The following is a 22712-nucleotide window of genomic DNA, read 5'->3' as shown; positions in this document are numbered from 1 at the left end:
AAATATAATATTTCGATTTGGACTGAGTTGAAGAACGAATCCCGGAAAAACAGCGCGGTTTTTTTTAAAAAAGAGACGCGTATGATTATTGTGAAGAGTATACTGTGTGAATAGAAATTGGGCTGTTTAGAAACAACTAATCGCCGGTTTCTCAATCCGGCGATTTTGAGAACTTAAATATGCATTCAAGCGCCAGGCATGCATCGTCTCGATGTGGTCGAGTTCATGGCGCGCAGAGTGCATCACCCGATGCAGCGCGCACTTCGCGCGCCAATACAATGTGAAGATCGATGAAGTTGGTGCTGTGGCGTGAGGTACGTGTGAAGTGTTTTTCAAATCGCCGGGTGGGAACCCGGCGATTTAGCAGATTAATAGATACAATGTTTCTCTTGTATTACTTGAAATGAGTGCACACTATTTCAGTGAACATTCACTTGCCCCGCCGCCACCAACCCCGCAATCGCCTTCTGCGACCTCACCTGCACCCCTGCCGGATCACACGCCACATTCTTTCCATGCTCATCCACAAACCCTGCCTGGCAATTGTCGGCCAGTTGCAGTTTCACGATTTTCAGGATCTCTTCTTTCAGCGTGGTTGAATAGATGGGGAAGCATACTTCGATGCGGCGGTAGATGTTGCGGATCATCCAGTCGGCAGAGCCCATGAAGTATTCGGGGGTGCCCGCATTTTCGAAGATGAAGATGCGGCCGTGTTCGAGGTAGCGGTCGATGATGCGTTTCACGGTGATGTTTTCGCTGAGGCCGGCCACGCCGGGCATGAGGCAGCAGATGCCGCGCACGACGAGCTGGATTTTTACGCCAGCTGCGGAGGCTTCATAGAGTTTGGCCACGAGCACGCGCTCTTCGAGGTTGTTGAGTTTGATGATGATGCCGTTAGGCTTGCCGTTGCGCGCGTGTTCAATCTCGCGGTCAATGAGGTCGAGGAAGCGGTGTTGCAGGTTGAAGTGGCCCACCAGCAGGTGTTTGAAAGCGATGTCGGTTTTGCGTGAGCGTTTCTTTCTTTTCTTGAGGAAGTCGAACAGCGATGCCACTTCGGCCAGCATCTTTTGGTGTGCCGTCAGCAGCACGTGGTCGGTGTAAAAGCGGGCCGTGCTTTCGTTGAAGTTGCCGGTGGCGAGGAGGCCGAGCAGTTCGGTTTTGTTGTTGTGGCGCCGTTTCACCAGGGCGATTTTGGCGTGCACTTTCAGACCGGGAATGCTTTCGATGATGCGCACGCCCGCGGCCTTCATTTTCTTGGACCACTTCAGGTTGTTGGCTTCGTCGAAGCGTGCTTTCAGTTCCACAAACACCACCACGCGTTTGCCATTGCGGGCCGCACTCATCAACGCCTGGGCAATGCGCGAGTCGGCTGCCACGCGATAGAGCGTGACGTAGATGGCCTTCACCGAAGGATCGAGCGACGCTTCGGCAAAGAAGCGCAGCACGGTGTCGTAGCGATGGTAGGGCGGATGCAACAGCAGGTCCTGCTTCCTGATTTCGGCAAACAGCGAAGACTGCTGAATGGGCAGTTGGGTGACGGGCCAGGGCTCATAATAAAATGCATCGCCCTTAAGCGGCAACGACGACAGATCTTTCAGGTTGTGGTGTGCGCCGCCCACAATGAAGTTTGCTGTGCCGAGGTTCAGGTGTTTTTTTAGCGACCGCAGGGTGTGTGGCGGCAGGTCGGGCTCGTAGAGGAAGCGTGTGGCAAACCCCAGGTCGCGGGTGCCGATGCGTTGTTCTATTTTTTCGGCGAGGTTGCCGGTAAATTCGTCTTCGAGGTTCAGGTCCGAGTCGCGCGTTACTTTAATGCTGTGGCAGGTGAGCACGGTTTCATAGAACACCTGGTCGAGGTTGAGCTTGATGATGTCTTCGAGGAACACGATGTATTGCACGCTGTCGTGGCGCACGGTGAAGAAGCGGGGCAGCTCGTCGGAGGGAACGTTCACGATGTAGACCCTGGCACCTTTCTTTGCCGAGCGTGTGGTCACCGTGAGGTAGAGCTTGTTGTTTTCGGGGAAGAAGGTGGTGTGTTTGTCGATCTCCACCGGTTGCAGGAAGAGGGCCACGGTGTGGATGAAGTAGTCGGTCACCGTGTGGCGGATGGCGTCGGGTATGGGTTCGTTGTACAGGAGGCGGATGCCGTTGTCGCGCAGGGCCTGGAGGATGTCGGAGCCGATGATGTTGCCAAAGCGCGTCTGCTGTTCCATCACCATGTTGTGAATGGTGGCCAGCGTTTCTTTAAACTCCGAGGCAGCCTTGTCGGCAATGCCGGTGAGGGCGGTGAGGGCGGGCATGCGCACGCGATAGAACTCGTCGAGGTTCGACGAATAGATGGCAAGAAAGCGTATGCGTTCCATCAGCGGCACGGTGTTGCGTTGTGCCTCCAGCAGCACACGCTCGTTGAACGAGAGCCAGCTGATGTCGCGATCGAAAAAGGGATAGGAGAAAGAAGTGTCTGATTTGGGGGCCATGAGGTCGGGTCAAAGAAACATTTGAGCAGCTGCCAAAGTAATAAATTAGCCAATGGCTTGTATAGGTTTAAACGCTTATTTGAATGGCCGTATTGTACATTATGCAGGGTGGTGCCGATAGTCATTCATAAAATTTAACAAAACCGTAACAGGCAAAGATTCGTGTGTTATGTCGGCGTGATGGGCGTGTTCGTATAGTCATTTTTGTTACCTTCATTTTCTTTGAAGTCTCTATGCGCTACGTCGGTTTTGTATTTTTAGTGTTGCTCCTGATAATGCCGAGGGTTTCCGAAGCGCAGCAGGTCAACGTGGACAGCCTGCTGGCGGCGGTCGGCAAGCAGTCGGGAAAAGATCTGATGACCACCTACCGCGAGTTGAGCATCTACTGCCTGGAAGATAAGATCGACTTCGACAGGGCGCTGGTCTATGCGCGCCGGTCCGACTCGGTTGCATTGACCATTCATTCGGCGTCAGGTCATGCCGATGCGCTTTGTCTTCAGGGAGCCATCTTGTCGCAGATCGAACGCGGCGAAGAGGCGGCCGTTGTGCTCAAGGCAGGAGAGGAAGCGGCACGCGCGGCCAGCGACACGCTGCTGGTGGAAAAATGTCTCCGCATCCTGGCGCGCAACTACCTCAAGATGGGCCAGCACGAACTGGCCACAACCTACATCAACAAGGCCATCGCCACCGACAAGCGCTATGGATTTCACCGCGAGCTGGTCTTCAACCTGCGCACAAAGGCACGCATCCGCATGGGCGTTTTTGATTTTGAGGAAGCCAAGAAAATTTTCGACGAGGCCGTCTATCAATTAAAAGTCCATCCCGACCCAAGAACTTCCATGCTGGTGTTTGAAAGTTATGCCACACTGCTTCATGACCTCAATCAGTTTAACGACGCCCTGCACTACATCGAACAGAGCGTGGCCATCGCCACCGCGTTGAAAGACACCGTGGCCCTGGCAAACGGATACAACATTCAGGCAACCATCCTGAAGGCGAGCGGAGATTACAGAAAATCACATGTCTTCTATCAGAAGGCGTTGGAGTTAAACTACTCTATCAACAACCTTCCCGGAATGCATCGCAACCTCTCGAACATAAGCGATGCCTACTATCACACCGGCGATCTCAAGAACGCCTTCATCACGCTCGACTCGTGCATAAGGCTGTCGGCCAAACACAGCGGCGGCCACGAAACGGAAGCCGTGATGCGAACCAACCTGGGCATGGTCTACACGGCCATTGGCGACTACGAGCAAGCCCACCGGGTGTTGAACGATGCCCATAAAATTGATTTCGACAGCCAGCGAAACGACTGGGAAATCTACTACCGCCTGGCCGCGCTGTTTGAGAAGGAGAACAAACCCGACTCCGCCCTGTTCATGAATTTGCTGGGCTATCAGAAAGACGTTCGCGAGTCGTCGCGCCAGGTGTTGCGCCTGCAACGCGCCAAAATACTTTCGGCCCTTCACCGCATGGACAGCGCGGCCTACTACCTGAACCAGGTCCGTTTGGCGTTGGCACGAAGGCATGGCCCCGAAGGTGTTGTGCAGGTGCAGGATCGCATTCAACTTAACTATCTTCTGGTGTTGGCCTTCCACGAACAACAGGCCGGTAACGTTCAGGACGCAGCCCTGCACTATCAGAAAGTGGCGGGCAAGCTCGACTTCTGGGACAACATGGAAACGTTTAAGGCGCTCTATGCATGCTACAAAGCAGGCAACCAACCGGCTGCTGCCTTAACGGCGTTTGAGTCCTATCAGCAACTGCGGGATTCCATAAACAACAACCTCGCCCTCTATCATCAATTCGAATCGCTCACGCGCTTCCGGACGCTCGAGAAAGAAAAAGAGAATGCACAACTGCAAGCCGATAAAATTGCCTCGGCCGACCGTGTTCGAAACACTTACACCCTTGCCGCTGCCGTGGCCGGTGTGCTGCTGATGCTGGCAGGTTTTTATTTCTACACCAGCCGGAAAAATCAGAAAGCCAACGAAGTGCTCACCCTAAACAACGAAGAGAAAGAACGCCAGCGCCTGCGGGCAGAAGATGCGCTACGCGAGCTGAAGGAAACAGAAGCCCAACTGATACTCGCCGAAAAAACATCGACCATCGGCCAGATGATTGCCGGCATTGCGCACGAAGTGAACAACCCCCTCAATTTCATTCTGTCGGGTGTGGAAGCATTGCGTGAGCGCATGGCGGATTTGAAAAACGTGGAAGATCATTCGAACAAGACACCCGAGGTGAAGGCCGAAGTAGACGAAACCCTGGCCGACATCGATTTGCTGACAGACACCATCGGCAAAGGCGCCTCGCGCACCAAGATAATCATCGATGGCCTGCTCAAAATCAGCCGCGACCATGGTGGTGTGTTCAGCAGCACCAACCTGCTCGAAAACCTCGACATGGCGTTGCTGTTTCTTAAACCCGTCATCGCCCAGAAAAACATCACCACCAGCATCACTCATGGCGAGGTGCCGTTGCTCACCCTCAACGCAGGCGAAATCAACCAGGCCTTTGTGAACATCCTGCTAAACGCCGTGCAAGCCATTTCCATGAAAGGCACCATCAACATTCACATCGACACCCTCGAAGACAACATCCGCATCGTCATCCGCGACTCGGGCCAGGGCATCGCCCCCGAAAACCTCAACAAAATTTTCGACCCATTCTTCACCACCAAAGAAGTAGGCAGGGGCATCGGCCTGGGCCTCTCCATCGCCCGCAAAATCATAGCCAACCACGGCGGCACCATCCACATCGACAGCGAACAAAACACCGGCACCACCGTGACCGTTATGTTGCCGTGTTGAGTTTGGGAGCACGCGGAGTGCGTATTGACGCAAGGAAATTATTAGCGTTTTGTTATAGGATCGTTGATGAAGAGAAGTAAAGGTCATCAAACGTCTGCTTCCAAAAAAACGAATGCCACCACGACGAACATCACCACTATCTGGTATCTTCATCATTCTTTCAATATTATTTTTTTATTTCCCCAGACAATCCCACATCAATACTTTCCGGGATACAACATCGCTTATTTTAATTTCTAAGCAGACCACACCCATCATCCAAAACAATTGTTAAAACTACCCTAACCCCAACGGGTTGTAAATCATATCCCAATAATTTACCTTCGACGAAGGAGCCCGTCTATATCTTCGACCATGCCGCGAAGTAGACGGGTTTTTGCTTTTAGGCTCCCTGAACAACGTTTGGGGAATGAATGGTTTTGTTGTGATGAATTAATCAACCTAAAAAAAATAAACGTATGCCTCTCGCAAATTATGGAGTGTTAAAAGGAAAAGTGTCGAACTACATTTTGGCCAGTTCGGGCAATGAACATTTTCAAGTTGAGGTGGATGCCGGTGGGGTTTTCTTTCGCATCGCCATCAACGTGAAGTCGTCGGTGAGTCCGCCGGAAGTTTTGTTTTTTATGGACGAGCAGTTTGAGCATCCGGTTCTTCAGCAACTGGAAGGTGAAAATCTGGCTGCGGGGTTCACGGCGCTGGCCTCCACACCGGCGTCGCTGGCGCTGGATTTTATCCGGAAGAATTTGTTTCCCATCAACCAGATGAAACCCATCCCGTTCAACAAACCCGGCGCCGACAACGACCTGAACGAGAAGCTGGAGTTTTATGTGAAGCAGGCACATAGCGATGCCGACGCCGTGGTCTATGCGTTTGGCCAACGCTGGGGACCCGAACCACAAGACGACAAATATTTCCATTTCCAACCGGGCAATGGCATACACGACATCCACATGAACCAGGGCAACAGTGGCCGGTTCAAAAAAGACAACGGTGTGTATCAGGACGGCGGCCTGTTCATTCACCTGCCGTCGCGTGGCCGGTGGGTGGCGGTGTTCATCGCCTTCCAGGTGCAAGCCTGGCACACCGACGACCAAACGGGCAACCCGCTCGCCGATGTGCCCAACGATGGCGGCGGTGGCCAGCCCGGCAACACCGCGTCCGTTCGCATTGTGGCGGCCATGGTGAACCCACGCAAAGGCGATGTGGGAAAAGAATACATCATCCTCATGAATAAGTCGTCAGACCCGGTGAATCTGCAGGGCTGGAAGATCGTGGACAAAACCAAAGTGAACGCAGACCTGCTGGGCAACGTGACCATGGACGGCGGCAGCACCTTGCGCGTGAACCTCACCGGCCGTGGCGCACAGCTCGGCAACAAGGGCGGCGTGATCACGCTGTTGAACAAGAAGGGCCTGAAAGTGGACGGCGTGGCGTATAGCAAAAAAGACGCAGCGAAAGAAGGAGAACTCATCGAGCTGTAGACACCAGTGAATGCAGAGGGAGCAGAGGAAGGGCGACACGCAACGAAAGCGAAAAAATATGACGCACGCCGTTCCGGGCAGGGTTGGAAATTGTTTAGGTTGCAGGCTGCCGTGTCCGGCTGGGTTTGGCCTATCGGTCTTCGGCAGTGTCACGTAACCCGCATGGTTGTATGTTTCGAATTGTAGCTCCCTTCATCACCGGCAAGCACGACGGCATGTCGTTCTTTGTTTTCATCTTCGTGCGCAACAGGGCCACGCTCAAAGATCATGAACTGATCAATCACGAAACCATTCATTTCTATCAGCAGATGGAATTGTTGTTTGTGTTTCATTGGCTACTCTATGTTGGCTTTTATGTGTGGAAGCGATTGCAGGGTAAGCCACATCACGAAGCCTATCGCAGCATTCCCTTTGAGGAGGAGGCTTATGCGGAAGACAAGAATCTGAAATACATTTTCGAGCGAAGGCCTTATGCGTGGGTGAAGTATGTTTGACTCCGTTGGAGTCTCCTGAAAGCACAGCTTGCAATACATGATGAAAAATTTAACCAAGCCCCCATCACCTCCCCAACAACAGCTAAATGCATTCGGCTAGCTGGAATTAGATCTGCCGTTTCCCTTGCGACGGCATGGCCATTTCTTTACATTCGGTTATGAGTCCATCTATTCTGCCAACGCATGTGCAGGTAGGTGGTTTTTTTTTGGTCGTTTGTTCAAACATCGATAAACCTCTCTTTATCATGAATGCTGTTTGTTTTTCGATTTCACTGCGCCGTGTTGTGGCCGTTGGGCTGTTCACGTTGCTTTGCGCATGCGGCGGACTGCCCAAGGCCGAAAAGGTTTACATCGTGGTGCGCGAGTCTCCCAACACGCTTCTCCGGCAGCGGGCAAGCGTCGCCTATTTCAACGGCAAAGACACGGTGCATGCTTTCACCAACCCGTTTGGTTTCCTGGTCATCACACAGGATTCGCTGGTGAAAGGGAAGATGAGTTTTGAACGGCTTAAGGTCACGGCGCGCTATAGAAATCCGGCGTCGGGTGTCACGAAGTCGGCGGCCATCGCCCTCAATGCATTCAGCGAATTCTATGACCTCTATCTCGACCCTGTGGCCAAAGGCGACTCCACAACCCGCGTGGCCGACATGCACTATCACGTGAGCATGCGCCCCTACAACGCGTTTGGAAACGACATCTACAACGACCTGTTCAACAACACGGTGCCCACCAACCTGAATTGGCTGCGGGTGGAAAACAAACTCTGCGTTTTCAAAAACGGCAAGTGGAAGAAGTTCTCCTTCAACAACAGCATACTCCGCGACACCGCCCGGCTCCGCATCTTTCTGGAGCGCCAGTGGGTGCGATCCAAAGACGGCGCCAACAACCTGAAACATTTTTCGGAAGCCACCTTTCCGCACATGGCCGAAGGAAATGTGTATCTCGCCTTCAACGCCATCAGTCCGTTCGAACATGGTCTTGCCAACGAAGGCGTGAAGCGGGCCGTGAGCAGCGGGCTGAAATCGGGTGCCGACATCGATTGGCTCAACATGATGGGCAAGGACCCGCACATTTCGCATTGGGCCAACTTTCAGCATGAATATAAAATGATCACCTCCCAGGACACGTTGTTCGATAACTATCACTGGAGCACGCTGGAGCGAAAACAGAATCTGAACCGGAAACTCGCGCGCTCGGCCGTGGTGGTGAATGTGGTGGAAGGCGGCCATATTTTACAGGACAAATATTTCCCCCACGCCATCAACTTCGACATCACCGACACCACGTCGAAACAAAAGCAGGACCTCTTTGGTGAAATCCTGGCCACGGCAAAAGCACAAACGGGAAGCGAAGACAAAGCCATCGTCGCTCGCTTTGAGCGCTACCAGGCTGCCTCGCGCGCCAAAAAAGATTCATTGATCGACGACGTGCTCATGAACGAGGTGCTGCACAACGTAGACAGCCTCAAGAAAATGAACGTGCACATGATTGCCATCAGTCACCTGTCCTACAACGGCATGACGGGCCATGCACCCGCCCTCGACGTGAGCAAGAAGCCGTGGCTCGAAAACTTTACCAGCTACCTGGCCAAACGCGCCTTTGGCATCCGCGCCAGCAACGATCGCAAATATCAGAAGTCGTTCGACGGGTTGTTCTTCCGCGTGCCGGGTGTCAACAAATTTGGCGACACGGTCATCACGCGCCTGCTGCACACAGGAAAGGACACGGCCTTTGTGCACATCGACCTGAAACACTCCGACGTGCTCACGCGCCGCTTCGTGCTCGACAAATATGAACGGGCTTCGCTGACGCTTCCCAACGAGCTTCATCCGATTTGTTCACATTGTGCCGTCAACGGATTGTCTATCGACTACACGTCGCCCTTGCTGAATGAATACAGTCTCCTGAAATCGTCGCTGGCGCGGAAGTTCTATCCGTTTGCCATCAACCTCTACAACGAAGAGGTGGCGCGCATCTGCAAGCGCGAGGGCATCATCGGTGTGCCGCTGGAAGAGCGCGTGCTGGGCGGCTACATCGACAACCGCCAGCAGTGGTCGGTGTGCATCCGGCGCAAGCGTGGACGTTACACACTGGCGGCGGAAGGCGAGCGGGCACGGCGTTTCAAGTATACCCGCAAAGCAATAGCCTACCTGGGCCAGCACACCACACCGGGCACAGCGCAATACAGCCAGGAGTTTGTCGATGCCAAGGCCTACTACACCTCGATCATGAAAGCCGTTGGCGCCGACGATAAAACCGTGATGCGAACGCTCTGCGAAGACTACCTCAGCGCCGAGCCGTTTTTGCAAAACGTGTTCCACATCGTGGACATCGCCTACAAAACCAAACATCAGCAACGCCTCGACAGCCTGCTGAATGTGGCCAACACGAAGGTTAAAATAAAAGCGCATGCCACCCTTGGCGAAGCGGCCGTGGTGAAGCAAAAAGAAGCCACCGAAAAAGCGAAGCGCGGGTTGAGCCCAACCGACAACGTGAGCAACGAAGCACGGAAACTAAGAATGGAAATTATTCAGCACGTGGCCGACACGGTGCTGCAACAGTCGGAGCGCCAAAGCGAGTATCAGGCACAACTGTCGGCGGAAATCAAAAACATAAAAGACAGTGTCAGCACCCTTGCGCTTGACCCGGTGGCCATCGAACGCCAGATCAAACGCAGTGGATGGGTCAACATTTGCCTGGGCTCCGACCTCGACGGCATGATCGACCCCATCAACATTTGTCCCACGGCATCGCAGTATCCGGCGTTCAAGGCAAAGCTGAAAGTGCTCATACCGCTTTTCATCGCCATCCGTCACCAGTTTGAAGTGAAAGACAAATTGCTTCCCGATCCCTATCCCTCTACCGACTATTATTTCAACGCCAATTTCAAAGTAGACGAAGCGCTCGACATGCTGTTCTATACCAACCTCAAAGATTTCACCCTCACGAATTTTGTGTTATGAAAAAATATTTCACCTCCACCTTCTTTTTTCTCTGCGCCGTCACACTCTCGGCGCAGCACAGTTCCGAAGACTTTAAAGATGCCGCGGGCTGCGGACCGTTTCCGCTATACATCGGCCTTGGCTATGCCACGTCGCGCTACAACGATGTGGGCACGGTGGGCGAACAGTTTCTGGCAAAGTATGGCCCCGGAAAAGTGAAGCACAACCTTCGGGGGGCCAACGCTGTGTTCGGCACCACCATCATTCCCACGAAGTGGACAAAGCCCGTGTCGTTTTTGCTGGAAGGAAAATACCTGTGGCTCACGCGCGAGACGCAGGGTGTGAACAGTTCGTTCAACATGATCTCCAGTCAGCTGTCGCTGGGGGGCGGCTTTCGGTATGCAGCGTTTCCGTTTGTGTTGCAGGCGCAGTATCAGCGCATTCTTTTTTCGCGACAGGATTTCGACTTCAACCTCGACGGTGTGCGCAAGGCCATCGATGTGTCGTCGGGAGGCAACATGGTTCTGTTGCGTCTTTCCTTCCTGGACCCCGCCGGTTCCGACGGCGGGTTTGGGGTGTTTATTGAATACGGCGCGGTGTTTCTCGATCAACGCAAGAACGGTCAGCAGCTCACCACCGTCATCAACACTTTCAACGAAACCTTCAACGAGCCCGTGGACTGCACCGGCAACTATCGCTTCCTCAGCTTTGGCATTCTGGTGCCGCTGGCGCTGCGGTTGAAGTAGGGAAGGGGAGAACGTCCGCCATTCATTCCTGCCCGTCTCCCGTTCATTCCAAAATAAGCATCGTTCATTCCTTTGCCTCTGTGCAGGCGTATCGCAAAATCGATTGCGGCCGTAAAGGGTCTCATAAAATGTTTTAAACAACCCCTTTATGAAAAACGCCTTTATCGCCGCTTCCCTTATGGCTACCAGTCTTGTGATGGGATGCCGGCCAGAAAAGAAAGAAACGGTTGCCACCAACGACTATGAAATTGCAACGCCCGTAGCAACAACCCCCGTCGCTGCACCCGGCAAAGACGAATTGATTCAACGCGGCAAATACCTGGTTACCGTGGGTGGCTGCAACGATTGTCATTCGCCCAAAGTAATGACGGACCATGGCCCCGAGCCCGACCCCAAGCTGTTGTTGTCGGGTCATCAACGCCAGGAAAAACTTCCGCCCATGGAGAAGAACGCCGGCCGAAACGGATGGGTGTTGTTCAGCATGAACACCACAGCCTTTGTCGGTCCCTGGGGCTTGTCATACGCCGCCAACCTCACACCCGACGACACGGGCATTGGTGCGTGGACATTCGAGAACTTTAAGACGGCCATCCGCAAAGGAAAACTCAAAGGCCAGGAAGGCGGCCGTGATCTGTTGCCTCCCATGCCCTGGACCATGTATCGGAACATGACCGACGACGATCTGCTCTCCGTGTTCACCTACCTCAAGTCGTTGCCGCCCGTGAGCAACCAGGTGCCTGCACCCGTGCCACCCACGGAGTTGTAGTCGCATAAAAACTTCATCACAATTTTTCTTACCCACTATTTTTTCTCTCTCATAAATCTCATCATGACAAACAAACCCCTCATTCTTGTTACCGGTGCCACCGGTGCGCAGGGCGGCAGCGTTGTGCGCCACCTGTTGCAGCAGAACCGTTTCACCCTGCGATGTCTCACCCGGAATGCTGAATCCGAAAATGCCCAAGCCCTTCGCGCCGCCGGCGCAGACGTGGTGCAAGGCGACCTTGGCGACATCGACAGCCTTCATCATGCCTTGCGCGGTTGCTATGGTGTGTTTGGTGTCACCAACTTTTGGGAACATTTTGAAAAGGAATTTGCCCACGGCAAAAATCTGATCGACGCGGTGCACGCCGCCAACATCAAACACTTTGTGTTCAGCACGCTGGTGTCGGCCCACCAGGTTTCGGGTGGACGCTTCAGCGTTCCGCACCTCGACATCAAAGCCGAACTCGAAGCCTATGCACGCAGCCTGAATCTTCGGGCCACCTATGTGCACGTGGCCTTCTATTACGAAAACTTCTTCACCTTCTTTCCACCCCGGCTCAGCGACGACGGCAACTTTCACATCGGCTTTCCGCAAGGCGACACAAAGCTTGCCGCGGTGAGCGTCGACGATGTGGGTGGGGTAGTGGCCAGCATCTTTGCGTCGCCCTCCAAATTCATGGGCGAACAAGTGGGCATTGTGGGCGAAGATCTTACCGTGTCGGAATATATGGCGCAGCTTTCCGAGGCCACCGGCAGAAAACATGTCTATGATTTTATTCCACACCCCGTCTATGCGGCGTTCAATTTTCCCGGCGCGGGCGAACTGGCCAACATGTTTGAGTTCAACAGACTCTACATTCCCGAACGCACAAAAGACCTGCAACAAAGCAAGGCGTTGTTTGACGGCATGCAAAGCTTTGCCGGTTGGTTAAGCACACAACCCGATCGCCTCGCCTACGCACGCCACCCGTCCGTTTCAAAAACAGCCCTCTAACAAAAATCAAAAAATATGAAAACAACAGTCATCACGTTTGCGGCCTTGTCCTTGTCGCTCACAGCCTTTATGAAAACTCCCACAACAACCGAGAAACCCGTGGCGATCACGTCCGACCAGATGGCCGAGCGTGTAGTTGCAGCCCTTCGCCAATCGTCGGCACAACAGTATGCCGATTTGTTTCCAGCGCTTTCCGATTTTCATGCCGTCATGGAAGAGAGTGCCGACGTCTATGGCAATTCGTTGCAGGAAGCACAATCAGAATTCGGGCGCACCTATCAGGCCACCCTCGTGCCCTCGGTGAAGGCGTCGTTCGAGTCACTGATTGCGCGGGGCAAAGAGAAGGGCATCGATTGGAGATCGGTGCGCTATGTGGGCATCGAGTTGGCCGAGACCGCGGGCAACCGGTTCGGCGCAGTGCCGGTCACCATTGTGTTTGCTTCCGACGGAAAAGAGTTTCGCCTCCGCATGGACAACGCCATGGTGTTCAACGGTCAGTGGAAAGTGAGTCAGTTCATCAGGCTGGTGTAGTTCTGACCTGACAACTCGGTTTGCGTCTTCGCGCCTTTGCGATAAGGAAACTTATTGCCTGGGCGCGATCGCATTATTATCAGGCACATCGGCAAAAAAAAGAGACTGCCCTTGCGAGCAGCCTCTAAAACAAATGAACTCAAAATTCTGAACTACGACAACTTCCAGCCGCTGCGATACTCGCGCTTCACAAACTGGTTGGCTTCGTCGAAGTTGGTCACCTTCATGTTTGCACCATCCCACAGCAACTTGATGTTGCGGCCGGGATAGTCGAACGCGTTGGGTTTTTCTTTTTGCGGATAGCGCACGTCGTGGCTGCGGATGGCCAGGTTGCCCATCAACACCGTTTCGGTGAGCGGACCGGCGATCTCGAAAGGCGAGCTCACTTCCATTTTGCCATAGCCGGCCAAGCAGGCTTCCACCCATTGGGCATAGTGGCCATCGGAACCGTTGGGCACACGCTTGATGGTTTGTGGCACGCTCACTTCCTTGTTCTTCGAAGTGGGCAGCAGGCTGGGATACATGCCATAGGTGCCGCACATCATCTTGCCTTTTGTGCCGATAAAGATCACGCCGTTGCCGCCGTCGCCCATCTGTTCGTTCGCACCCAGTTCTTCGGGGCGTTCGGGTTGAATGCCGCCATCCATCCAGTGCATTTTCACAGGAGGTTTGCCGTCTTGTCCGGGGAAGGTGAGGATCACGTGCGACGATGGCGGGCAGCTGTCGGGGAAATAGCCACGCTTAAATTCGTCAACATACACGCTGCCTACGCTGGCCGTCACGTCGGTGGGGTATTTCAGGTTGAGCACGCGGAAGGGAGGTTCCACAATGTGGCATCCCATGTCGCCTAGCGCGCCCGTGCCATAGTCCCACCAGCCGCGCCAGTTAAAGGGCACAAGCTTGTCTACAAAGTCTTTCTGAGGGGCTGTGCCCAGCCACAGGTTCCAGTCGAGTTCTTTGGGAACATCGGCTTTCTTGGCGGGCCACTCAATGCCTTGCGGCCACACGGGGCGGTTGGTCCAGCAATAGACCGTGTGCACATCGCCAATGGTGCCGGCGTTATACCACTCCATGAGCTGGCGCACACCGTCGCCCGACGAGCCCTGGTTTCCCATCTGGGTCACCACTTTATATTTCTTTGCGGCTTCGGTCAGGATGCGGGCTTCGTAGATGTCGTGTGTCAACGGCTTTTGCACATACACGTGCTTGCCCAGCTGCATGGCAGCCAGTGCTTGCACGGCGTGGTTGTGGTCGGGTGTCGACACCGACACGGCGTCGATGCTCTTGTGTTCTTTTTCGAGCAGGATGCGATAGTCCTTGTAGTACTTTGCTTTTGGAAACTTGGCTACCGTGTCGGCCGCGCGGCGGTCGTCCACATCGCAGAGAAAAGCAATTTCGGCCTTGCCGCTTTTGGCAAAGCTGGAAATGTCGCCTCCGCCTTTGCCACCGGCGCCAATGCCGGCCACATAGATCTTGTCGCTCGGGGCTTTGTAGCCAGGGCCGCCCAGCACAAAGCGGGGCACGATGGTGAACGCCGCGGCAGCCAAACCGGCCTGCTTCATAAAGCTTCTACGGGACACAGCCGCAGGAATCGTCTTCTTCTGTAAGGGCATAGTGTAGTGTTAGGGTTGCGTTGGGTTATGCGTCGAACTTGACGCTGATCTCCAGCGTCCGTTCGTCGTATTTCATTCCATATTGCTCCAGCACTTCGGGGGGCACGCCGTTCCATTGGTTGGGTTTGTTGCCCGCATAGCCCAGGTCGGCAATGCCGATTTTGCTGGTGAAAAATCCGCAGGCCGTGAGGTCGCGCATGGTGTTGAAGAACGCCACGCCTTGCTTCAGCTCGGGTTTTGCTTTTTCAGGATAGGCTATGAGGTCTACCATTTCAATTTGTTGCTGCGGTGTGCACGACGCAAAGTCGGCGTTGAAACGGTTCATACACTGCAGGTCGAGCCAGGCCAGACCGCCGCGCAGAGGAACCTGGTAGCGGGGCATATCTTTCACGATGAAGGCAATGAAATCGGGCACGCCCGCATCGGAGGCGCTACCCGACGTTTCATCTTTGGGAATGATGATGTCGGCCAGCACGGTAATGGTTTTCATTTCGTGTGCATCGAAGAAGGTTTCGGCTTGCAGCTTGGCTTCGTGTTGCAACTCCGCGGGTGTGCGGTCGTAGTTCAGCGCTGCCGGTGCGGCGGCGTCTTTCACTTCTTTCGCCGTCTCGGGTTTGCAGGATTCCATTAACACACCTGCACCTACGGTGCCCACAGCCAGGGTTTTCAAATATTTTCTTCTGTCCATATTCTTTTAGCGTTTGGTGAGCGTTTCGCCTTGCGGCGTGGCGCTCACGGTGTCTTAGAGATTTTGTTTTTTCTTTTCGTCGATGATAAATTCCGATGCACGCATGGCCAGCGCCAGGATGGTCCACGTGGGGTTCTTGTCGGCTTGCGACACAAACGGACCACCGTCTACCACGAACAGGTTCTTGCACTCGTGCGCCTGGTTGTGTTTGTTGACAGCCGATTTTTTCGGATCGTCGCCCATGCGGGTGGTGCCCACTTCGTGAATAATTCTTCCGGGTGCTTCCAGGCCGTATTGATTTTCGGCTGTGCCGTCGTTACCCCAGGTCACCACACCACCGGCGTTGTGAATAATTTCCTGGAAGGTTTCCTTCATGTGCTTGGCCTGATTGATTTCATAGTCGCTCCACTTGTAGTGGAAGCGCAACACAGGAATACCGTATTTGTCGACGGTGTTGGGATCGATTTCGCAATAGTTGTCTATCCGGGCAATCGCCTCGCCGCGTCCGGCCATGCCGATGTTGGCGCCGTAGAAATAGCGGTAGTCGTCTTTGAGCGATGCGCCATAGCCACCCGCTTCTTTTTGAACGCCATCACGGCCGGGGTATTTGCCGTTGGTGCCTTGCATGCCAAAGCCGAAGCCATAGCCGGGCATTCCCATGCCGCCGCCATATTCAATGTGGTAGCCACGGGGGAAGTTGAGTTTTTTGTTGTCGAGCCACCACGGGGTGTATACGTGCATGCCGCCCACACCGTCTTCGTTGTAGCGCTTGCGGCCGATCAGCTTGGGAATGATGCCGCCCATACCCGCACCGGTAGAATCGTGCAGGTAGCGTCCCACCACATCGCTCGAGTTGGAGATGCCGTTGGGGTGACGCGACGATTTGGAGTTGAGCATGAGGCGCGCCGATTCGCAGGCGCTGGCCGCCAGGATCACCGTTTTGGCCGTCACGGTATATTCTTGCTTGTCGTCTTTGTTCACAAACGAAACACCGGTAGCCAGTCCTTCGGCGTTGGTGAGCACTTCGCGCACCATGGCGTTGGGGATAATGTCTACGTTGCCGGTGGCGATGGCGGGTTTCACCAGCACCGACGACGACGAGAAGTCGGCGTGCACTGTGCAACCGCGGTTACACTGGCTGCAGAAGAAGCAGGCGCCTCTGTCTTTGTTGATGGGCTTGGTGAGGATGGACAACCGCGAAGGGATGACCGGGATATTCAGTTTCTGTCCGGATTCTTTGATGAAGAGTTCATGCAAACGCGGACGGGGAGGGGGCAGGAAGATGCCGTTGGGTTCGTTGTCAAAATTTTCGATAGAACCAAACACACCCACCAGTTTGTCAACTTTGTCGTAGTAGGGAGCCACGTCGTCGTAGCCAATGGGCCAGTCGTCGCCCAGACCGTCTATGCTTCTGTGTTTGAAATCTTTGGGGCCGAAACGAAGGGAGATGCGTCCCCAGTGGTTGGTGCGGCCGCCCACCATGCGCGAACGAAACCAGTCGAACTTTGTGCCGTCTTTGTGTGTGTAGGGTTCGCCATCGAGCTCCCATCCGCCATAGGCGGCATCGAAGTCACCGAAGTTGCGATAGGGGGTGCTGGCACCACGGCGGGGCGATTCCCAGGGCCACTTCAACTGTGTCACATTCTTTGCGGGGTCGTAGAGCGGACCCGCTTCCAGCAGCACCACTTTGATTCCGGCATTGGCAAGTACATAAGCAGCCATTCCGCCGCCGGCACCAGAACCCACGATGCACACGTCGTAGGCCTTTTGAGTTTTCTTGATTTGAAATTCAGGCATAGTTTTAATTGAGCTTACGAGATAAATGTAATTCTTTTCCAGGAAGATAAAACCGGGTTTTATATGAACGCCCGGAAATTGATGTGGCGTATATGAAAAAATCCCTGCCCCGAATTTTCTTTCGGTGGCAGGGATTACCCAAACTACAAGAAAATTTATATGAAGGGTTTTCTTGTCTTCGTCATTCGTCACACACTACCATCCGGGGTTGTCGGGCCGCAGGTTGGGATTGTTGCGGAAATCGCCAGCCGGCAGGGGCAAGAGCAAATGTTTTTGTTGTAAGGTCACGGCGGTGCTGAGTGTTGCACCCACAAAATCTACAAACGTGTTCGAGCCGTCAACATACACTTTGTGCAGGCGGATCATGTCGAACCAGGTGATGCCCTCGTAGCACAGCTCGTGCCACCGCTCGCGCCACACCGCTTCGCGGAATTGCGCTTGCGACAGTCCCGAAAGATCGCCCAGGTCGGCACGGTTGCGAATACGGTTCACCGCGTCATACGTGTCGGTGGTGGGGCCACCCACTTCGTTTTGAGCTTCGGCATAGATCAGCAACACCTCGGCAAAACGAATCAGCGGATAGTTCAGGCCTGCGTTGCCGGTGCCCGATGTGCCGGGCACACCGTTCGCAATGGCATCGAAATGCTTGAACACATACGATTTGGTGAGGGGAAACACCGCGCCGTTGCCACCGTCATAGTAGGACTTGAAAAAGAATTCTTTTTCCACCATGCGCTTGTCGCCGGCTTCGAACGAACTCAGGAACGACGCCGTAGGCACCGTGGTGCCCACTTCGCCAGAAGCGGTGATGTTCGTGTTGTTGGGCAGGAAATACGATTGGTAGTTGCTGTTGGCAATGCCCGCCGCATACTGAATGGCAAAGATGTGCTCAAGCCTGTTTTCGGTTGCGTTGTTGTGCAGGTCGGCATAGTTGGTGAACAAATTGATTTTGTCGGGCGACGCCGTGCCAAAATCAATCACCTCTTTTGCTTTGTCTGCAGCTTTCTTGTAGTACTCCGCGCCCTTGTTCAGCGGAAAGCCGGCCATGGTCAGGTACACGTTTGCCAAAAGCGATTTCACGGCGGCGCCCGATGCGCGACCATTCAGTTCGGTCATCGGCAAGCCCGCGGCTTCGGCGTCAAGCAGGTCGGCCACAATCAGGTTGTAGACGTCGGCCACCGAACCACGCTTGGGAGTCACGTCCGCATCGGTAAACGCATAGATCGGTTTTGTCAGCAAGGGCACATCGCCCCACAGCCGCACCAGCCAGAAGTAGTGGAAGGCGCGAAGGAATTTTGCATGACCCACCCATTTCTTCTGGTCCGCCTCGGTGATGCGGGGAATGGTCGGAATTTTTTCGATAGCCAGGTTGGCGTTGCCGATGCCTTCGTAGAGCTGTCTCCACCATTGCGAGAGGTGAAGGTTGTCGCCTGTGTGCTGAAAGCTGTACAGGTTGTTCAAGTCGGAGTTCTGACCGGTTTCTGTTTCGGCTGTTCCGCTAAACGCATCCAGCATCTGGAAATTGGCCGAAAAAATGCCGGCGCCATCGCCGTGGAAGCGCAGGTTTTCATACGTGCCGTCCACAATGGCCTGGGCATGTTCCGGCACGGTGAAGAAAGTGGCCGGAGCAATGTTCGAAGGATCTTCTTCGCGAAGAAAATCCGAACACCCTGCGGTCATCCACAAACTTCCCGTGAGAAGTAGTGTGCTTATATTTTTAGAAGTGAATCGCATAATCGTTCTGTTGTTTTTTAGTGATTACAAACCAAGGCTAACACCAAACATGTATGTGGTTGGCTTGGGATAGTCGAAGAAGGTCTGACCTTGTGCAAACGGGTTGGTGTAGGTCGACACTTCTGGATCGTTGCCGCTGAACTTCGTCTTCAGGAAGAAGTTTTGTGTAGACGCATAAATCCGCAGACGGCTGATCTTCAAACGCTCGGTCACATTGGAAGGAAAGTTGTAGCCAAGCAGCAGGTTTCTGCCGCGCAGGAAAGAACCGTCTTCCAGCCAATGTGTGTCCACGTTCGACACATAGCCAGCTTTCGAATCGCGTACGGCAGCAACGTCTGTGTTCTGATTTTCAGGCGTCCAGGCGTTCAGCACCGAATTGAAACTGTTGGCCAAACCCGTGCGGTCTTCGCCGGAGTGATGGGTCATGTTCAACACATCGTTGCCATACGAATATTGCAGGTCGAGCATAAGGTCGAAATTCTTATACTTCAGCGTGTTGATGAATGAACCATACGACAGCGGATTTCCATTGCCAATGATCATGCGGTCGGCGTCGTTGATCTGGTAATCGCCGTTTACATCGAGGTATTTCACATCGCCGGGCAAAATGGGTTTACCGGTTCCACGATAGCTGTTCACACCATACTTTGCGGCTTCGGCGGCTTCGCCTGTGCCCCACGTGCCCAGGCGCACAAGGCCCCAGAACGATCCTACGGGTTGGCCTTCCATGATCACACCGGTTTGGTTGGTGAAGTTGGGGTTACCCACACCGAAGATCGGCGCCGGGGTGGCCAGCGTCAACACCTTGTTCCGGTTAATGGAGATGTTGAACGTGGTGCTCCAGGTGAAATTGTCGGTTTGAACGTTCACGGTGTTCAACGCGAGTTCAATCCCCTTGTTCTCCATGCTGCCCACATTGCGAACAATAGTGGCATAGCCCGACGACGTGGGAAGCGGTGCATCCAGTAGCATGTCCGTTGTCTTGCGGTAATACAGATCGGCTTCGATGTTTACGCGGTTCTGGAACAAGCCCAACTCCACGCCGATGTCAGACTGTGCCGTCTTTTCCCATTTCAAATCGGGGTTTCCAAGACGGTTCAGGTTCACACCAATCGTTTTTGCATTGTTCACCACAGACGTCACCGTTTTCAAGGAAGCCAGTGCCGAGTAGGTCGTGATTTCCGAGTTGCCCGTGAAGCCATAGCTGGTGCGCACCTTCAGGTTGGAAATGATGGGGTTGTCTACCAGGAAGGGCTCCTGCGATACACGCCACGCCAACGCTGCCGAAGGGAAGAATGCATATTTGTTAGACTCACCAAACTTCGACGATCCATCCATACGGCCGGTCACCGTCACCAGGTACTTTTCTTTCAGGCTGTAGTTCACACGACCGAAGTACGAGTTGAACGAGAAACGCGAACGATTCGATTCTACCGGAGGCGAGGGCAGAAAGTTTGCTGCGCTGCCCAGGTTGTTGGTTTCGAGGAAGTCGGTGATGAACGTCTGCGAGCGAGCCTGGAACCAGAAGATGTTGGTTTCCTGCCACGAGATACCGGCCATGGCCTGTATGTTGTGGATGTCGCCAATCTGTTTGGTATAGGTCAGGTAGTTTTCGAACGACCAGAATGTTTCGCGGTTGTTTTGCACGCGGGCCGATCCCTTTTGGTTGTCGGGCAGAACGTAGGCTGGAGTTTCCAGTGCAGGACGTCCGTCGTATTGATTTTGTTCGCGCTCCAGCACGTTTGTGCCCAGCGTAGAACGCAGCTCAAGACCTTCGGCCAGTTTAAAGTTTGCATACACGTTGCCCAGCACGGTGCGGCTCAGCAGGATGTATTTGCGGCTCGTCATCAGGTCAACGGGATTCTGTCCGCCCTCCATGGAAGGAGAGTAGTTTTTGTTGTGCGAGAACGATCCGTCAGGATAACGCACCGGCAGAATGGGCAGAGCTTCGGTGATCATCCGCACGGAGTTGAGACCGCCCGTTCCAAAGTCCACGATGTTTTCTTGCTGGTTGTTGTAGCCCAGGCTACCACCCACTTTCAGCCACGGCTTCAGTTGGCTGTCGAACACAAACCGGCCGGAGTAGCGGCGCAGATAAGAGTTCAGCAACAAACCGTTGTCGTCGCGATAGCCCACAAACACACCATAGGAATTGTCCTTGTTGCCGCCGGTGAACGAAAGCTGGTGGTTTTGCGACATCTTGTTTTGAGTAGACTCTTTGAACCAGTCGGTATCGTAGAGCGGGTTGCCATTGGCATCGAACAACGCAGGGTTTGTGCGGTCCAGTGCAGGATTGCGGCGTGTGTTGGTGCCGTTGACCCAGCCCGTATTGTCATATACCTTAATGTTGTCGTAGCCGAGTTGTTCGGTGGCCAGGAATTCTTTTGCGTTCAGCATGCGCACGCGGTTGGGACCAATCGTGGGCACGCTCATTTGCATGTCGTATGAAATCTTGCCGCCGCCGGTGCTGCCGCGCTTGGTGGTGATGAGGATCACACCGTTTGCACCACGCGCACCATAGATGGCCGTAGCCGAGGCATCTTTCAACACTTCCATCGAAGCAATGTCGGAAGGGTTGATGTTGTCAACAGCGTTGTTGAGCGGATACGAACCGTTGGTTTGCGTGCCCACGGGCATAATCACACCGTCGATCACATACAACGGGTTGTTGGATGTGCTGATGGAGCTGAAGCCACGGATGCGCACATTGGTTTGCCCACCCGGACGACCCGAGTTGATGTTCACGGCCACGCCGGTAACCTTGCCGGCAAGTGCCTGCGACACCGAAGGAAGTTGTCGTTCCTGAATGTCTTCGGCTTTCACCGAACCCACCGAACCTGTGAGATCGGATTTCTTCTGGGTCCCGTAGCCGATCACCACCACTTCCTCCAACGTTTGCGTGTCGGGAGAAAGCGAAGTGTTGATGAGGCTCTGTGAACTCACTGCAATTTCCTTGGAGCTGTAGCCAATGAAACTGAAAACGAGAATGGCGTTTTCGTCGGGAGCGTTCAGCGAAAAGTTTCCGTTGCTGTCGGTAACGGTACCGATAGACGTCCCTTTCACCAACACGTTCACACCGGGCAAGGGCGAACCAGCTTCGTCGGTTACGGTTCCTTTCACAGCAAAGTCGGGAGAGGCCATGCCGGTGTAGAGATCCGTGTAGTTGTCGTTAAGGTTGATTCCGGTAAAGCCTCCGCCCGAGTCGGCCAGTGGAATCATCGGCACCCGGTCTTCCTTTGGTGGAATGAGGGTGATTTGTTTTTTGCGAATCTGGTACGTGATGTTCGTACCGTTCAGCAACGTGTCGAGCACCTGTTCGATGTTGTCCGCTTTCAGGTTCAGGGTCACCAGGCGACTGGCATACTTGAACTTGCTTTCGTTGATCACAAAACTGTAGGGAGTCTGGCGTTCGATTTCGCGAAGCGCCTGTTTGAGGGTAGCGTCTTTCAGGTGAAGCTCGATGGACGACGCAGCCTGTTGGTTTGTGGCGGCGGCAACGGCACCAACGTTGCTCAGTCCTAGGATCACCACGGCCAGTAGTGTTGGCCGGTGAAATAGCCTGTTGCGTCCCGTCGGCAGGGGCCGCGGGTGGAGACATTGATAAAAGTACTTCATAGCGATTAGGGTTAAGTTGGAG

Annotated in this window: 14 protein-coding genes; 8 read left to right on the top strand and 6 right to left on the bottom strand. The window is 54.1% G+C overall.

Annotated features, from left to right (window positions below):
• Nucleotides 1-419: 419 nt before the first annotated feature.
• Entirely contained in the window at nucleotides 420-2474 is a 2055-nt protein-coding gene (gene ppk1 / locus JI741_RS23020; protein ID WP_202013774.1) for a polyphosphate kinase 1, read from the bottom strand.
• A gap of 275 nt (nucleotides 2475-2749) precedes the next feature.
• On the opposite strand from ppk1, the gene JI741_RS23015 reads away from it, so the two are divergent.
• The 8 genes from JI741_RS23015 (at nucleotide 2750) to JI741_RS22980 (ending at nucleotide 13243) form a co-directional block, all read left to right on the top strand.
• Nucleotides 2750-5290, top strand: a complete 2541-nt coding sequence (locus tag JI741_RS23015) for an ATP-binding protein (RefSeq protein WP_202013773.1) — start codon at nucleotides 2750-2752, stop codon at nucleotides 5288-5290.
• Nucleotides 5291-5748: 458 nt separating this feature from the next.
• A complete protein-coding gene (locus JI741_RS23010) occupies nucleotides 5749-6771 on the top strand; it encodes a DUF2278 family protein (RefSeq protein ID WP_202013772.1) in 1023 nt (340 codons plus the stop codon).
• Between the two features lie 170 nt (nucleotides 6772-6941).
• Nucleotides 6942-7265: a hypothetical protein gene (locus JI741_RS23005; protein ID WP_202013771.1), complete on the top strand. Its 324-nt coding sequence runs from the start codon at nucleotides 6942-6944 to the stop codon at nucleotides 7263-7265.
• A gap of 245 nt (nucleotides 7266-7510) precedes the next feature.
• Nucleotides 7511-10228, top strand: coding sequence for a hypothetical protein (locus tag JI741_RS23000; protein WP_202013770.1), 2718 nt, complete (start codon nucleotides 7511-7513; stop codon nucleotides 10226-10228).
• Nucleotides 10225-10953, top strand: coding sequence for a hypothetical protein (locus tag JI741_RS22995; protein WP_202013769.1), 729 nt, complete (start codon nucleotides 10225-10227; stop codon nucleotides 10951-10953). The genes JI741_RS23000 and JI741_RS22995 overlap by 4 nt, the downstream gene beginning before the upstream one ends.
• Before the next feature lie 148 nt (nucleotides 10954-11101).
• Entirely contained in the window at nucleotides 11102-11719 is a 618-nt protein-coding gene (locus JI741_RS22990; RefSeq protein WP_202013768.1) for a c-type cytochrome, read from the top strand.
• A 63-nt stretch (nucleotides 11720-11782) separates the two neighbouring features.
• The gene (locus tag JI741_RS22985) at nucleotides 11783-12712 is read left to right on the top strand and encodes an NmrA/HSCARG family protein (RefSeq protein WP_202013767.1); all 930 of its coding nucleotides are present in this window, start codon (nucleotides 11783-11785) and stop codon (nucleotides 12710-12712) included.
• Between the two features lie 15 nt (nucleotides 12713-12727).
• On the top strand, nucleotides 12728-13243 hold the full coding sequence (locus tag JI741_RS22980; protein ID WP_202013766.1) for a hypothetical protein: 516 nt from the start codon (nucleotides 12728-12730) through the stop codon (nucleotides 13241-13243).
• A 152-nt stretch (nucleotides 13244-13395) separates the two neighbouring features.
• Here JI741_RS22980 and JI741_RS22975 read toward each other — a convergent pair whose 3' ends face one another.
• The 5 genes from JI741_RS22975 to JI741_RS22955 form a co-directional block, all read right to left on the bottom strand.
• Nucleotides 13396-14856, bottom strand: coding sequence for a Gfo/Idh/MocA family protein (locus JI741_RS22975; RefSeq protein WP_202013765.1), 1461 nt, complete (start codon nucleotides 14854-14856; stop codon nucleotides 13396-13398).
• Between the two features lie 25 nt (nucleotides 14857-14881).
• Entirely contained in the window at nucleotides 14882-15544 is a 663-nt protein-coding gene (locus JI741_RS22970; RefSeq protein ID WP_202013764.1) for a gluconate 2-dehydrogenase subunit 3 family protein, read from the bottom strand.
• Between the two features lie 54 nt (nucleotides 15545-15598).
• Entirely contained in the window at nucleotides 15599-17341 is a 1743-nt protein-coding gene (locus JI741_RS22965; RefSeq protein ID WP_202013763.1) for a GMC family oxidoreductase, read from the bottom strand.
• 195 nt (nucleotides 17342-17536) lie between these two features.
• The gene (locus tag JI741_RS22960; RefSeq protein WP_202013762.1) at nucleotides 17537-19075 is read right to left on the bottom strand and encodes a RagB/SusD family nutrient uptake outer membrane protein; all 1539 of its coding nucleotides are present in this window, start codon (nucleotides 19073-19075) and stop codon (nucleotides 17537-17539) included.
• Nucleotides 19076-19099: 24 nt separating this feature from the next.
• Entirely contained in the window at nucleotides 19100-22690 is a 3591-nt protein-coding gene (locus JI741_RS22955) for a TonB-dependent receptor (protein WP_236676233.1), read from the bottom strand.
• Nucleotides 22691-22712: the final 22 nt, after the last annotated feature.

The sequence above is a fragment of the Chryseolinea lacunae genome, assembly GCF_016735595.1.
Lineage (GTDB): Bacteria > Bacteroidota > Bacteroidia > Cytophagales > Cyclobacteriaceae > Chryseolinea > Chryseolinea lacunae.
The sequence above is the reverse complement of the archived record's forward strand: the minus strand, read 5'-3'. Positions and strand labels throughout refer to the sequence as shown.

Bases quoted from the DNA above. Each gene is read 5' to 3' on its own strand.
- ppk1 (WP_202013774.1), bottom strand. From the start codon at position 2,474: ATGGCCCCCAAATCAGACACTTCTTTCTCCTATCCCTTTTTCGATCGC.
- JI741_RS22980 (WP_202013766.1), top strand. From the start codon at position 12,728: ATGAAAACAACAGTCATCACGTTTGCGGCCTTGTCCTTGTCGCTCACA.
- JI741_RS22965 (WP_202013763.1), bottom strand. From the start codon at position 17,341: ATGCCTGAATTTCAAATCAAGAAAACTCAAAAGGCCTACGACGTGTGC.
- JI741_RS22955 (WP_236676233.1), bottom strand. From the start codon at position 22,690: ATGAAGTACTTTTATCAATGTCTCCACCCGCGGCCCCTGCCGACGGGA.
- JI741_RS23000 (WP_202013770.1), top strand. From the start codon at position 7,511: ATGAATGCTGTTTGTTTTTCGATTTCACTGCGCCGTGTTGTGGCCGTT.
- JI741_RS22970 (WP_202013764.1), bottom strand. From the start codon at position 15,544: ATGGACAGAAGAAAATATTTGAAAACCCTGGCTGTGGGCACCGTAGGT.
- JI741_RS22995 (WP_202013769.1), top strand. From the start codon at position 10,225: ATGAAAAAATATTTCACCTCCACCTTCTTTTTTCTCTGCGCCGTCACA.
- JI741_RS23015 (WP_202013773.1), top strand. From the start codon at position 2,750: ATGCCGAGGGTTTCCGAAGCGCAGCAGGTCAACGTGGACAGCCTGCTG.
- JI741_RS22990 (WP_202013768.1), top strand. From the start codon at position 11,102: ATGAAAAACGCCTTTATCGCCGCTTCCCTTATGGCTACCAGTCTTGTG.
- JI741_RS22960 (WP_202013762.1), bottom strand. From the start codon at position 19,075: ATGCGATTCACTTCTAAAAATATAAGCACACTACTTCTCACGGGAAGT.
- JI741_RS23005 (WP_202013771.1), top strand. From the start codon at position 6,942: ATGTTTCGAATTGTAGCTCCCTTCATCACCGGCAAGCACGACGGCATG.
- JI741_RS22985 (WP_202013767.1), top strand. From the start codon at position 11,783: ATGACAAACAAACCCCTCATTCTTGTTACCGGTGCCACCGGTGCGCAG.
- JI741_RS23010 (WP_202013772.1), top strand. From the start codon at position 5,749: ATGCCTCTCGCAAATTATGGAGTGTTAAAAGGAAAAGTGTCGAACTAC.
- JI741_RS22975 (WP_202013765.1), bottom strand. From the start codon at position 14,856: ATGCCCTTACAGAAGAAGACGATTCCTGCGGCTGTGTCCCGTAGAAGC.